The following is a 13,697-nucleotide window of genomic DNA, read 5'->3' as shown; positions in this document are numbered from 1 at the left end:
CGCACACGAATGTGCCCCACGCACAGCCGCCATAAATCAGAACAGCGGACACAAAAAAAGTGCCTACGGTTCGAATAGCGGCACTTGCATGCCAAGATCTGTTCGGTCTGTCAAAACCGGTCGCTGAATTGGCAGCGACCCACAAAGAGTATCCGTGGCCGAGATCCAGCACAACCCACAAAGGCCGTCGGACCATTCGCGCTTGGGGCTTGCCAGCGGAAGTATTCAAACTGCCAAAGTGGGTTCGCCTGACATGCCGTCTTCGCGAGCAGGCTCGCTCCTACGAGGTGCTGACAAACACCAACCGATTGCCAAACGGATCCTTGACGCTCATTTCCCGACTATCCCAAGGCGTGTCTTCAATGCCGGGGTGGGCGTAGCGGTAGTTTTTCGCCAGCAGTTCCTGGTGAAAGGCGTCCAGCGCATCGGTCTCGATACGCAGCGCCGCACCCGGCGAGGCGTCGCCGTGGTGCTCAGAGAGGTGCAGCACGCATCCGCCGCGCGAGACCTGCAGATAAAGCGGGTAATTGGCCTCGAATCGGTGCTGCCAATCGACACTGAAGCCGAGAAAGTCGACGTAGAACTCCAGCGCCTTGGCCTCGTCGAAGATCCGCAGGATCGGGGTGATTTTTCCAAAACCCATGGTGATGCTCCCTGATTGAATGCAGAGCATCATAGACAATCCGTGCGATCAGGTGTCAGGCGTTAAAGCCGGCGCGCAAGTCGCCCTCTCGCGCCAGGAATCGCCCATGTCGCTGACCATTGGCCTGCCCGTCGACGTAACTGCGCACCCCATTGACCCACACCCCGTCGATGCCGTCGGCCGAACGCTGCGGGTCGCTGAAGTCCGCGACATCGCGCACCGTCGCCGGGTTGAACAGCACCAGGTCGGCCCAATAGCCCTGGCGAATTTCGCCGCGCTGCTTCAAGCCAAAACGCGCCGCCGACAACCCGGTCATCTTGTGCACCGCAGTGTGCAACGGGAACAACCCGAGATCTCGACTGAAGTGCCCGAGCACCCGGGGGAAGGCGCCCCACAGCCGTGGATGAGGGAACGGGTCCTCCGGCAGGCCATCGGAGCCAACCATCGACAGCGGGTGCGCGAGGATCCGCCGCACGTCCGCCTCATCCATGCCGTAATACACTGCGCCCGCCGGCTGCAGACGCCGCGCCGTATCCTCCAGGGACAGGCCCCACTCGGCAGCGATGTCGATCAGGTCGCGACCGCTGACCTGCGGATGGGGTGTGGACCAGGTGATGGTGATGCGATGGGCATCGGTGACTTGTTTGAGGTCGAGGGTCGAGGAACTGGCGGCATAGGGATAGCAATCGCAGCCGACCGGATGACTCTGCGCCGCCTGCTCCAGCGCCGCTAACAACTGCGGACTGCGCCCCCAGTTGCCGGCGCCAGCACACTTGAGGTGGGAAATAATTACCGGGCTTTTGGCCTGGCGACCGATATGAAACGCCTCGTCCATGGCCTCCAGCACCGGCTCGAACTCACTGCGCAAATGGGTGGTGTAGACCGCACCAAATGCCGCCAGCTCCGTGGCCAGTTGCACCACCTCATCTGTGGATGCAGAAAAGGCACTCGCATAGGCCAGCCCCGTCGACAGCCCCAGCGCACCGGCTTCCAGGCTTTCGCGCAACTGCTCGCGCATGGCACTGATTTCAGCGGCGCTGGCGGTGCGCTGCAGGTCATCCAGATGATTGCTGCGCAGCGCCGTGTGCCCCACCAACGCCGCCACATTCAGGGTTGGCCGAGCCGCCTCGACCGCCGCGCGGTAGTCGCTGAAGCGCGGATAGACGAACGCCGCCGAAGTGCCGAGCAGGTTCATCGGATCCGGCGGATCGCCGCGAAGTTTCACCGGCGAGGCGCTGATCCCGCAGTTGCCGACGATCACTGTGGTCACCCCTTGGCTGAGCTTGGGCAGCATCTGCGGCTGACGGATCACCACCGTGTCGTCATGGGTGTGCACGTCGATGAAACCCGGCGCCAGCACCCGGCCGCGAGCGTCGACCACCTCATCGGCGTGGTCGGCCGACAAGTCGCCGATACGCTCGATCCGCCCGTTCAGAATGCCGACGTCAGCCGAGTACGCCGGGCGGTTGCTGCCGTCAATGATCGAGGCGTTGCGGATCAGGGTGTGATACTGCATGTCAGTCTCCCAGCGGCAAAGGGGCTTCGTCTGAATTCACTTGGACAAAATTTTCAACATCACCCTCCACCCGCATACCCCACCAACTTCCCCTGAATAAAATCCAGAAAACACTGAATCCGCAGCGCCAATTGCGAGTTGCGGTAGTACACCGCGTTGATCGGCTGGCGGTAGCCGCTGTTGGCCTCGGCCAGCAGTGGGATGAGGCGGCCGGACTGGATGTCGGCGGCGGTCATGAAGTCTGACAGGCAGGTGATGCCCTGGCCTTCCAGTGCCAGTTGGCGCAGGGTTTCGCCGCTGGAAGCGCTGAGGCTCGGCTGGATTTCCCAGCGATCACCGTGCGCATGGCGCAGCGGCCAGTGGTTGAGGGTTTCGGTCTGGGTGAAACCGAGCAGCGTGTGCCCGGCCAGTTCGGCGACGCTGTGCGGGGTGCCGTGTTGTTTCAGGTAGGCCGAGCTGGCGAGGATGTGCAAAGGACTGCAGCCCAGCGGGCGGGCGTGCAGGGTCGAGTCGGCCAGGGCGCCGATGCGAATGGCGATGTCGGTGCTTTGTTCCAGCAGGTCGATGATCAGGTCGTTGCTGTTAAGTTCGAGCTGGATGTCCGGGTAGAGCCGGCGGAATTCGTCGATGTGCGGCACGATGGCGTGCAGCATGAACGGCGACGCGGCGTTGATCCGCAGCCGTCCGGAAGGCGTTTGCTGGCGCGAGGTCAGACGCTCTTCCAGTTCTTCCATCTGATCGAGAATGCGCTTGGCCTGTTCGAAGAAGTACTTGCCCTCCTCGGTCAGGTCCATGCGCCGCGTGGTGCGGTTGATCAGGGTGGTGTCGAGCTTGGCTTCCAGGCGCGACAGCGTGCGACTGACCGCCGAGGGCGTTTGCCCGACCTGCTCGGCGGCAGCAGAAATCGAACCGCACTCAATCACGCAGACGAAAATCTGCAACTCATCGGATCTGGCTTTCACCGCTGCCCTCGCTGTCGAACCCGCCCGGCACTGAAGCCCGGGCCAAGGCGTCGATAGTAGCTCGATACGCGGCGCGGCGCAGGTCAGGCCGGCAGGTTGAACACGGTCTTGAGGTGTTGCTCGTAACGCGCCACGTCGCCTTCGATGTTCGGACGTTTCATCACGTCGACACAGAGGAAGGTCGGCAAGGCCGTCATGCCGAGGAACTGGTTGGCTTTGTGGAACGGGAAGTACACGGCGTCGACGCCACGGGCTTCGAAGAAATCGCTTGGGTCGTCGAAGGCTTGCTGGGGTGCGTTCCAGGTCAGCGACAGCAGGTACTGCTTGCCCTGGATCAGGCCGCCACTGCCGTATTTCTGCGAGGCGTCGGAACGGGTCCGGCCATCGCTGGCGTAGAGGCTGCCGTGGCCTTCGGTGAAGACTTCGTCGATGTACTTTTTCACGGTCCAGGGCGCGCCCATCCACCAGCCGGGCATCTGGTAGATGATCACATCGGCCCAGAGGAACTTGGCCACTTCTTCGGCGATGTCGTAACCCTCGTCGATATGAGTGACCTTGACGTCGATGCCGCCGCGATCCAGCACCGCCAGCGCCGCGTCGTGCAGGGTGGCGTTGTAGCGACCGTCGGAGTGAGCGAATTTCTTGCCACCGTTGAGCAACAGAACTTTTTTCATGGAGTGCCTCGTCATCTGGATTGAATGCGCCGCGCTGTGGATCAGTCGCGGGATCAAGAAGGTGTGTTTCGATGGCGAGCAGAATATCGAGGGCGGTCCGGCTGAAAAAGCCACGAACCGGCAAATCACATTTGACCTATACGCACGAATGACGCACCTATTGTTGCCGTAGAATTTCCTCACACCCCTTCAGAGGAAATCCCATGACTCAGCAACACGGCTTCATCCTGCAGGCCAAGACCCGCCCGGAACAATCCGACGCGTTCGAGGCACTGTTCCGCGCCTACGTCGAACCCAGCCGCGCCGAGCCTGGCTGCATCGAGTACCACATGCTGCGCGATCAGCAGGACCCGAGCCTGTTCATCTTCTATGAAATCTGGGAGTCCCAGGCCCATCTCGACACGCACTCGAACCTGCCGCACATGAAGGCGTTCTTCGACAAACGCATGGACTACCTGGAGCGCGACTTCGAGATCCGCCGCATCGACATGCTCAGCCCGTCGTCCGCTAGCCGCTGATCAACAAGTGGCCGCCGAGCAGGCCAAGGCCGATGAAAAATACCCGCTTGAACAACACGGCGCTGATCCGTTGACGCAGCCATTGCCCCAGCAGCATGCCGAGCACGGCGGGGATCAGCGCCAGCATCGAGGCGCCGAGTTCACCGCCGCTCAGGGCACCGCGCCACATCAGCCCGCCCGCGAGAGCCAGGGTCGACACGGTGAACGACAAGCCCAGCGCCTGCACCAGTTGATCCTTGCCCAATCCCAGTGCCTGCAAGTACGGCACCGCCGGGATCACAAAAACCCCGGTGGCCGAGGTGATGACGCCCGTCAGCATCCCGCACAACGGCCCCAGCCAGCGCTCGCTGCGACTGCCGACCCGCAACGTCGGCAGGAATAACCCGCTCACGGCATACAACACCAGCGCCGCACCCAATGCGCGCACCACCCATTGGCCTTCGTCGATGCCCAGCCACAGGGTGCCGGCGCCGGTGCCGAGAAAAATCGCCAGCAGCATTGGCCACAGCCTTACGAGCAGCGCCCGCAGGTGGCCGCCGAATGCCAGTTGCCAGAGGTTGGTCAGGGTCGCCGGGATAATCAGCAAGGCTGCTGCCTGCACCGGCGCCATAGCCAGGCCGAGCAACCCCATGGCAATGGTCGGCAGGCCGAGGCCGATCACCCCTTTGATCATTCCCGCCACCAGGAATGTGCCAATCACCAGCAACGACAGGGCTGGACCGAGGTCTTGATAAAACGCCAGGAGAGTATTCATAGCGCCATTGTCGAACGTTGCTGGTGCGCTGAAAATTCGCCATATACTGAGCCTGCCTCTTGCTTTAACAGAGTCAGGAACATTCCATGCACTTCGACTTGATAGATTTACGGCTGTACCTGAACACCCTCGAAGCCGGCAATATCACCGCCGGTGCGCTACGCAGCCATCTTTCGCTGGCTGCGGCCAGTGCACGGATTCGGGCGATGGAATCGTCGCTGGGCATCACTTTGTTGGAACGCGGTCGCCGTGGCGTCAGCCCGACCCCAGCCGGCAAGGCGCTGGCCCGGCATGCGCGACTGATGCTGTTGCAAGCCGAACGCTTGCAGCAGGATCTGGCGGAGTACGCCAAGGGCGTCAAAGGCCAGGTGCGCCTGCTGTGCAACACCACGGCGCTCAGCGAATACCTGCCGGAACTGCTCGCCGACTTCCTGCGCGCACACCCCAACCTCGACATCGACCTGCAGGAGCTGCCAAGCCAACGCATCACCCACGCCCTGCGCGAGGGGGCCGCCGAGCTGGGCGTTGTCTCTGACGCGGTGGATACCCAGGGCTTGCAGACCCGGGCGTTTCGCGACGACCCGCTGGTGCTGGTCTGCGCCAAGGATCACCCGCTGGCCGAGGCTCGATCCGTGACCTTCAGCCAGAGCCTGGGCCACGACTATGTCGGCTTGAATGCCCACAGCGCGCTGGCGATTTATCTGGAGGAGCAGGCGTTGCATGCCGGGTTGCGCATGCCGATACGGATTCGCGCTGAAGGCTTCGACGCGGTGCTGCGCATGGTCGCCCATGGCGCGGGGCTGGCAATTGTGCCGCTGGCGGCGGTGCAGCGTTGCACCGCGCCACTGCCGTTCAAATCTTTCGCCCTGCAGGAGCCCTGGGCCCAGCGCACCTTACTGCTGTGCGCCCGTGACTTCGACGCCCTGCCGCGCTACGCCCAGGCCCTGCTGCACGCCTTGCAGCCGCAGCAGGGGAGTTAGCCGATCACGCCTCGTCAGGCACCGTCCCCAGCGTTGCACCGGCTTTGCCCTTACGGAAAAACAGCGCGTAGACCAGCGACAGGATCAACAGGAACGGCACGCCGAACACCAGGGTCATCTTGAACGCGTCGGTGAAGTAGGTGGTGATCATCACCGCCCCCATCAGCACCAGGCCCAGCAACGTGGTGTAGGGAAAAAAGCGCATGCGGAACGACAGCTTTTTCTCGCCATGACGCTGGTGGTAACGGCGGAAGCAGTAGTGGGTGAGGAAGATCATGAACCAGGTGAAGATCGCGCCGAACATCGAGATCGCCATCATCAGGGTGAACGAGCTCTCCGGGTACAGCAGGTTCAATAGTGTCGCCAGGGCGATCCCCGAACTCGACAGCAGCAAGGCGTTGAGCGGGATGCCGCTCTTGCTCAGCACGCCCATGGACTTAGGTGCGTAACCGCCGCGTGACAGGCTGAACATCATGCGTGTGGTGATGTAGAGCTGGCTGTTCATCGCCGACAAGGCGGCGATCAAAATCACGAAGTTCATCACCCCGGTAGCCCCAGGAATACCGATGGTCTGCATCACCGTGACGAACGGACTCTGCGCCTTGCCCGCCTGAATCCACGGCACGATCGCCAGCATCAGCGCCAGGGTCAGCAGGTAAAACACCACCAGGCGCACGATGGTCGCGCGAAAGGCTTTCTTCACCGCGCGCTCCGGATCCTCGGCCTCACCGGCGGCGACCGCGATCATTTCCACGCTGAGGTAGCTGAAGATCGACACGATCACCGCCACCCACATGCCGCTCAGACCGTTGGGGAAAAAGCCTCCATGAGCGGTGTAATTCTGCACCCCGTACTCCGGGTTGCCGGACCCGAACACCACGTACACCGCGAGAATGATGAAGCCGACAATCGCGCCGATCTTGATGGTCGAGAACCAGTATTCGAAGGTGCCGAAGGTCTTGACGCTGATTGCGTTGAGCACGATCAGCACGCTGGAGAACGAGACGATCCAGATCCATTCCGGCACGTTGGCGAACCAGTACTTCATGTACATCGCCACCGCCGTCACTTCAGTGCCGACCGCCAGCACAATCGCCGCCCAATAGGCGTAGCGCACCAGGAAGCCGGCCAGCGGACTGATGTAAAACTCGGCATAGGCACCGAACGAACCGGAGGTGGAATGGGCCACGGTCATTTCCGCCAGGCAGCCCATCAACAATAGGGTAATGATCGCGCCAATGGCATAGCTCAGCAGCACGCTCGGCCCGGCATAGCCGATGGCGTAGGCGCTGCCCATGAACAGCCCGGTACCGATCGCCCCGCCAATGGCGATCATGCTCATCTGCCCCGACGTGAGCTGGCGCCTGAGGCCCTGCTCACGGTTGGAGATCGTTTCGAAACCGCGGTTGTCGCTCATCGTTCACGCCTCTGCATTTTGTCTTTCTTGGAGAGAGCCAGTCCCTGGCGATACCGCCATGGGTCAGAGAATATTCAATGGATATTCAATGATCACCCGTACTTCGTTGTTGTCGGTGGTGTCGGCACTGGCTACCTGGGCGCTGGAGCGCAGGCTGGCCTGGCGGATCCGCACTGACAGGTCCTTGGCCTTGCCGGACTGCACGACATAACGCGCCTCGATGTCGCGCTCCCAGCGCTTGCCATCGCTGCCGTAACGCCCATAAGCGCCGTTGGGCCCGCCATCGTAGTGGCTGTCGTCGATGTGATCACCGTTGACGTAGCGCGACATGAAGCTCAACCCCGGCACGCCGAAGGCGGCCATGTCGAGGTCATAACGCAGTTGCCAGGAACGCTCGTTGGGCGCGTTGAAGTCGACAATCTGGATCGAGTTGGCGAGGAAGATCGACGTACCCGGCTGGCGATCGAAGCCCAGGTAGTCGAACGGCTCATTACCGTCGACCTGCTGGTAGGCCAGGGTCAGGCGTTGGGCGCCAAGCTGGTAGGCGGCGGCCAGCGACCAGGTGGTGTTATCGATTTTCCCGGCCAGGCTTTGCCCGGTGTCGTCGGTGCGGTACAGGTTGAAATCAACGTTCAGCGACTGGTTTTCGCCGGGCGCGAAACTGTAGTTGGTGTTGGCGTAGTACTGCCGCCAGATGTCCTTGAACTCCGAACCGTAGAGGCTGAAGCTCAGCTGGTCACTCAGTGCATAGCGACCACCGAGGTAGTCGACGCTGCGGGTTTCCACTCCGGCGTACAGGGCCTTGAGCGCACCGTCGTGGTTGCTCGAGTTGCTGTCACTGGCCGAGGTGAAGTGCCCGCTGTCGAGCAGCAGCCCTTGCAGCTCCTGGCTGGTCAGTTGAAAGCCATTGGCATGCTGGGTGAACAGACGCGCGTTGCCGGTGCCGAACACCGGGTTGAGCGGGGTCAGGTTGCCGTACTTGAGTTCGGTCTGGGAGATACGCGCTTTCACTGCACCGCCCGCCTCGGAGTACTCATCCTCGGGACGGCCATCGGAGTCGATCGGCAACAAACCGGTGCCGGTGCGCCCACGGCCGCTGTCGAGCTTGAGGCCCAACTGCGCGTACGCGTCGATGCCGAACCCGACGCTGCCCTGGGTGTAGCCGGAGCTGTAGTCGAGCATGATCCCGTGGGCCCACTCTTCCCGGTAGTTCTGGCCGCCGGGGTTGTTGAGGTTGTTGCGGTAGAAATAGAAGTTGCGGTTGGTCAGGGTCAGGCTACTGTCTTCGACGAAACCGCTGTCGGCGGCAACCGCCCATTGACCAAGGCTACTGCTGATGGCGAGCGGCAAGGCGAGCCAAAGGGACAATTTCATTCTGCGTGCTCCTTATTATTGTGTTTGCACAGAACTTTTGTTCAGACGACAAGATCCCGCTGCCGGCAAAAGCGGCAGCAGGATCGAGGCATCCCGGGGGTGTCAGGTCACGCTGTGGCGAACCTGGAATTGCGCCTGCGCCCAGGTTTTCTGGTCGAGGATTTCGCCGAGGATCTGCACCGCATCGAAGACCTCGGTGAAGCTGGTGTACAGCGGGGTAAAGCCGAATCGCATGATCCGCGGTTCGCGGTAGTCACCGATCACGCCCTGGGCGATCAGCGCCTGGATCACCGCATAACCTTCGGGATGCTCGAAGCTGACATGGCTGCCACGCTTGGCGTGCTCACGCGGGGTCACCAGTTTCAGGTCGTGGGCGGCGCAGCGCTGTTCGACCAGTTCGATGAACAGATCGGTCAGGGCCAGGGACTTGCGACGCAGGCTCTGCATGTCGGTCTGGGCGAAGATATCCAGGCCACATTCGACCATCGCCAGCGAGGTGATCGGCTGGGTGCCGCACAGGTAGCGAGCGATGCCCTGGCTTGGCTCGTAGGCCGACTCCATGGCGAACTGACGGGTGTGCCCAAACCAGCCGGCCAACGGTTGCGCGACCATATTGCAGAGCTTCGGCGAGACCCAGGCGAATGCTTGCGAGCCTGGGCCACCGTTGAGGTACTTATAGGTGCAGCCGATGGCGTAGTCGGCATCGGCCCCGCGCAGGTCCACCGGCACCGCGCCGGCCGAGTGGGCAAGGTCCCAGATGGTCAGCGCGCCGCACTCGTGGATCAATTGGGTCATGGCCTGCATGTCGTGCATGTAGCCGGTCTTGTAGTTGACGTGGGTCAGCATCACCACGGCGACGTCCTGGTCGATGGCCTGGGTCAGCTCTTCGGGCGCATCCACCAGGCGCAGGCTGTAGCCCTGCTGCAGCAGGTCCATCAGACCCTGGGCGATGTACAGGTCGGTGGGGAAGTTACTCGATTCGCTGACGATGATCTTGCGCTGCGGCGCACGCTCGGCCTGTACCCGCAGGGCCGCGCCGAGGACCTTGAACAGGTTGATCGAGGTGGTGTCGGTGACCACCACTTCGTCGTCACCGGCACCGATCAGGCTGGCCAGACGATCGCCCAGACGCTGTGGCAGGTCGCGCCAGCCAGCGCTGTTCCAGCTGCGAATCAGACCGTTGCCCCACTCCTCGGCGATCACCGCCTGCGCGCGCTCAAGGGACGCCTTCGGACGTGCGCCAAGGGAGTTGCCGTCGAGGTAGATCACGCCTTCGGGCAGCGCAAACTGATCACGCAGGGGAGCCAGGGTGTCCTGTGCATCGAGCGCCAGGCAATCGTTTCTTGTGGTCATTGTCGGTCCTGTTCTTTAAATGTCATGCGGCCGGTGCACGCCGTATTCACAGGCGTTCAAGCATCAGCACGATGAGCAAATAATGAACGAAGCATTGGAGAATTTTCGTGCAAAGTGCGAGGCCGTATAGTAGTTATCTCGAAGAAAATTCGAATTCCACCGACAAAAACGCGGATTTATTCAAACCATGACACTCGACTCGACAGACCTGCGGATCCTGCACTTTCTGCAGCAGGACGGCCGCATCAGTAACCAGGAATTGGCGGAGAAGGTTTCGCTGTCGCCCTCGGCCTGCCTGCGCCGTTTGCGCTTGCTGGAGAGTGAGGGAATCATCACTGGCTATCGCGCCGAACTGAGCGCCGAGCGCCTCGGCGTGGAGCTGGAGGCGATCGTTCATGTGTCGCTGCGCCAGGATGTGGATGACTGGCACGAGACCTTTATCAAGAAGGTCCAGTCATGGCCGGAAGTCGCCACCGCCTACGTGGTGACGGGCGCCAGCAACTATGTGCTGCGGGTCCAGGCGCGCAACCTCAAGCACTTCTCGGACTTCATCGTCGGCAAGTTGAATCGCACGGCGGGGGTCACCGATATCCGCTCGGAAATCGTTCTGCAGAAGATCAAGGAGCGTGATGATTTGCTGGATTTAGTGGTGCGCAAATAGCCCCCTCCTACAGGGGCCCAAACCCGGGTTCAGTTGGAATCGGACTCAACGCATCCGCCTTGACTCGTTGCGCTGCACCGTGGCGCTGGGCGACTCTTCGAACAACTTGCGATATTCAGCAGAGAACCGGCCCATGTGGGTGAAGCCCCAGGCCATCGCGATTTCCGAGATGTTGCGCGCCTGGCCGTGTTCCAGCAGGTCCTGGCGCACCGCGTTCAGGCGGTGTTTCTTCAGATAGGCCATTGGCGACAGCGCGAAGTATTTGCGGAACGCCTCGAACAGTTTGAAGCGCGAAACCCCCGCCGCCATTTCGATATCTTCCAGGCACAGCGCTTCGCGGGCGTTGTCGTGGATGTACTGTTTGGCGCGCACCAGGTAGTGCGGCACCTTGACCCCCAGCACCTCGCGCAGCTCATCGGAGTAGTTGTTCGGCTGGGCGAGGATCAGGCCCTTGATCAGCGAGCTTTCGATGTCGCGGGTGAAGGTCACCTGATCGAACAGCGCGCTGTTGTGCTCCAGCTCGGCGATGAAATAGCGCGCCATCCGCCACCACGCCGCCGAGGCACCGTCCACCGCATCCATCAACGGCTCGAAGCGCAGCGGCGCGTCCAGCGGGCGTTGCAGAATGCCTTCGAGTGACTCGCTCATGGCCGCGCGGGTGATCACCACCTGGACCTTGCGGCAATCTCCGGAAATTGCCAGCACCTGGTTTTCGTTGGGCGAAATGATTACCCCCTGATCACGATCGGACCTGAGCAAGGCGCCGTTCTTGCGCAGCTCCTGCTCCCCCACCAACGGCAGGCTGAGGCTGTAGCTGCTGAAGTGCTCGGCGTCCTCGATATCGACGGTCACGTCGGTGCCGTACTCGATGGTGCCCAAGGTGGTGGCCATCGATTTGAAGACGTTTGCGCTGTGGTGAAAACGAATCCGCTCTGGCGTCGCGGTTTCCAGGCGATGCGGGCCGCAGATACCGGACATCCAGGTCCTGGCCCCTTCAAGGTCATAGTGATCGATACGAATATCGCGACTTTGCGGATCGGCTTTGCTACTCATCACGGCGCACCCACGGCAATATTTTTTCAGCGCGCTCTGACGGCGCACCTCTGGCTTGAACAGAGCAAATTCCAGACCAGTGAACGCGCGCGCTGAGCCGATGGATAGCAATCACCGACTAAGTGGATAACGCCACGCCCAGAAGCCGACCCGCGCATTCAAGACTGGGCAAAACAGTACATCAATGCGCGACATCAGTGCGCCCGTTCATCAACTGGCGCAGGAAATTGAGTATTCGCCGCCCAGAAAATGCACCCGTTGTTACCCGCCAAAAATGCGCACTAATGCAGCCGTGAATTTTATGGACTGCCTTCGCCGACTAAGCGGATAGACCCCCACCCGTCCCACTCTCTCTAATGGGCGCACCGATTAGCCTGAACAAAAACAAGGGGCACACACCCATGAGTGGCGAGAAAAACGTCGAGCAATGGAAATCATTTATCGAAGGCTGCCTGGACTTTCGGCCGGCCGAAGGGGTGTTCCGCATTGCCCGGGACATCTTCACCGAACCGCAGCTGTTCGATCTGGAAATGGAACTGATCTTCGAGAAGAACTGGATCTACGCCTGCCACGAAAGCGAGCTGGCGAATAACCACGACTTCATCACCATGCGCGCCGGCCGCCAGCCGATGATCATCACCCGTGACGGTGACGGTCAGCTCAACGCCCTGATCAACGCCTGCCAGCATCGCGGCACAACCCTGACCCGCGTCGGCAAGGGCAACCAGTCGACCTTCACCTGCCCATTCCACGCCTGGTGCTACAAAAGCGATGGCCGGCTGGTCAAGGTCAAGGCGCCGGGCGAATACCCGGAAGGCTTCGACAAGGCCACTCGCGGCCTGAAAAAAGCTCGCATCGAGAGCTACAAGGGTTTCGTCTTCATCAGCCTCGACGTCAATGGCGACAACAGCCTGGAAGACTTCCTCGGCGACTCGAAAGTGTTCTTCGACATGATGGTTGCCCAGTCGCCCACCGGTGAACTGGAAGTGCTGCCCGGCAAGTCGGCCTACACCTACGACGGCAACTGGAAACTGCAGAACGAAAACGGCCTCGATGGCTACCACGTCAGCACCGTGCACTATAACTACGTGGCCACCGTGCAACACCGCCAGCAGGTCAACAGCGACAACGGCACCAGCAACGGCAGCACCCTGGACTACAGCAAACTGGGGGCCGGCGATGCCAACACCGACGACGGCTGGTTCGCCTTCAACAACGGCCACAGTGTGCTGTTCAGCGACATGCCCAACCCCTCGGTGCGCTCCGGCTACGCGACCATCATGCCGCGCCTGATCGAAGAATACGGCCAGCAGAAAGCCGAGTGGATGATGCATCGCCTGCGCAACCTGAACATCTACCCGAGCCTGTTCTTCCTCGACCAGATCAGCTCGCAGCTGCGCATTATTCGCCCGGTGGCGTGGAACAAGACCGAAATCATCAGCCAGTGCCTGGGGGTGAAAAACGAGTCGGCCGCCGACCGCGAAAACCGCATCCGCCAGTTCGAGGATTTCTTCAACGTCTCCGGGCTCGGCACGCCGGACGATCTGGTGGAATTCCGCGAAGCCCAACGCGGTTTCCAGGCCCGTCTGGAGCGCTGGAGTGATATTTCCCGAGGCAGCCATCGCTGGGAAACCGGCCCTACGCCCAACAGCGAGGCGATCGGCATTCAGCCGGCGATGACCGGCACCGAGTTCACCCACGAGGGGCTTTACGTCAACCAGCACGCCAACTGGCAGAAATTCCTGCTCGACGGCCTGGACGCGAAATCCCTGAAACTCCGTGAGGTGTAACC

At 61.5% G+C, this 13,697-nt stretch carries 13 protein-coding genes; 4 read left to right on the top strand and 9 right to left on the bottom strand.

What is annotated here, in order from left to right; all coding sequences use genetic code 11:
• Positions 1 to 280 precede the first annotated feature (280 nt).
• From NR126_RS20455 to NR126_RS20440, 4 genes are all read right to left on the bottom strand, one after another.
• A complete protein-coding gene (locus NR126_RS20455) occupies positions 281 to 643 on the bottom strand; it encodes a glyoxalase superfamily protein (RefSeq protein WP_027619303.1) in 363 nt (120 codons plus the stop codon).
• Between the two features lie 55 nt (positions 644 to 698).
• Positions 699 to 2,159 carry an amidohydrolase family protein gene (locus NR126_RS20450; protein WP_027619302.1) on the bottom strand — a complete coding sequence of 487 codons (1,461 nt, stop codon included), beginning with the start codon at positions 2,157 to 2,159 and terminating at the stop codon, positions 699 to 701.
• Positions 2,160 to 2,218: 59 nt separating this feature from the next.
• A complete protein-coding gene (locus NR126_RS20445) occupies positions 2,219 to 3,121 on the bottom strand; it encodes a LysR family transcriptional regulator (protein WP_027619301.1) in 903 nt (300 codons plus the stop codon).
• A gap of 83 nt (positions 3,122 to 3,204) precedes the next feature.
• The gene (locus tag NR126_RS20440; protein WP_027619300.1) at positions 3,205 to 3,795 is read right to left on the bottom strand and encodes an NAD(P)H-dependent oxidoreductase; all 591 of its coding nucleotides are present in this window, start codon (positions 3,793 to 3,795) and stop codon (positions 3,205 to 3,207) included.
• Between the two features lie 203 nt (positions 3,796 to 3,998).
• Here NR126_RS20440 and NR126_RS20435 point away from each other — a divergent pair, with 203 nt between their 5' ends.
• Positions 3,999 to 4,313, top strand: a complete 315-nt coding sequence (locus NR126_RS20435; protein ID WP_027619299.1) for a putative quinol monooxygenase — start codon at positions 3,999 to 4,001, stop codon at positions 4,311 to 4,313.
• On the opposite strand, the gene NR126_RS20430 is transcribed toward NR126_RS20435, so the two are convergent.
• Entirely contained in the window at positions 4,303 to 5,067 is a 765-nt protein-coding gene (locus NR126_RS20430) for a sulfite exporter TauE/SafE family protein (RefSeq protein ID WP_027619298.1), read from the bottom strand. The genes NR126_RS20435 and NR126_RS20430 overlap by 11 nt on opposite strands.
• A gap of 86 nt (positions 5,068 to 5,153) precedes the next feature.
• On the opposite strand from NR126_RS20430, the gene NR126_RS20425 reads away from it, so the two are divergent.
• Complete coding sequence (locus tag NR126_RS20425; protein WP_256830980.1) at positions 5,154 to 6,047, top strand: LysR substrate-binding domain-containing protein; 894 nt, start codon at positions 5,154 to 5,156, stop codon at positions 6,045 to 6,047.
• 4 nt (positions 6,048 to 6,051) lie between these two features.
• Here NR126_RS20425 and NR126_RS20420 read toward each other — a convergent pair whose 3' ends face one another.
• From NR126_RS20420 to kynU, 3 genes are all read right to left on the bottom strand, one after another.
• On the bottom strand, positions 6,052 to 7,464 hold the full coding sequence (locus tag NR126_RS20420; RefSeq protein WP_027619296.1) for an amino acid permease: 1,413 nt from the start codon (positions 7,462 to 7,464) through the stop codon (positions 6,052 to 6,054).
• A 63-nt stretch (positions 7,465 to 7,527) separates the two neighbouring features.
• A complete protein-coding gene (locus NR126_RS20415) occupies positions 7,528 to 8,838 on the bottom strand; it encodes an OprD family porin (RefSeq protein WP_105754881.1) in 1,311 nt (436 codons plus the stop codon).
• A 102-nt stretch (positions 8,839 to 8,940) separates the two neighbouring features.
• Entirely contained in the window at positions 8,941 to 10,191 is a 1,251-nt protein-coding gene (gene kynU / locus NR126_RS20410; protein WP_256830979.1) for a kynureninase, read from the bottom strand.
• A gap of 187 nt (positions 10,192 to 10,378) precedes the next feature.
• Here kynU and NR126_RS20405 point away from each other — a divergent pair, with 187 nt between their 5' ends.
• The gene (locus NR126_RS20405; protein WP_027619293.1) at positions 10,379 to 10,852 is read left to right on the top strand and encodes an Lrp/AsnC family transcriptional regulator; all 474 of its coding nucleotides are present in this window, start codon (positions 10,379 to 10,381) and stop codon (positions 10,850 to 10,852) included.
• A gap of 45 nt (positions 10,853 to 10,897) precedes the next feature.
• Here the strand turns inward: NR126_RS20405 and NR126_RS20400 are convergent, their stop codons facing one another.
• On the bottom strand, positions 10,898 to 11,905 hold the full coding sequence (locus tag NR126_RS20400) for an AraC family transcriptional regulator (protein ID WP_027619292.1): 1,008 nt from the start codon (positions 11,903 to 11,905) through the stop codon (positions 10,898 to 10,900).
• A 401-nt stretch (positions 11,906 to 12,306) separates the two neighbouring features.
• Here NR126_RS20400 and antA point away from each other — a divergent pair, with 401 nt between their 5' ends.
• Positions 12,307 to 13,695: an anthranilate 1,2-dioxygenase large subunit gene (antA, locus tag NR126_RS20395; RefSeq protein ID WP_105754882.1), complete on the top strand. Its 1,389-nt coding sequence runs from the start codon at positions 12,307 to 12,309 to the stop codon at positions 13,693 to 13,695.
• Positions 13,696 to 13,697: the final 2 nt, after the last annotated feature.

Source organism: Pseudomonas sp. Pse1 (assembly GCF_024519635.1).
Classification (GTDB): domain Bacteria; phylum Pseudomonadota; class Gammaproteobacteria; order Pseudomonadales; family Pseudomonadaceae; genus Aquipseudomonas.
The sequence above is the reverse complement of the archived record's forward strand: the minus strand, read 5'-3'. Positions and strand labels throughout refer to the sequence as shown.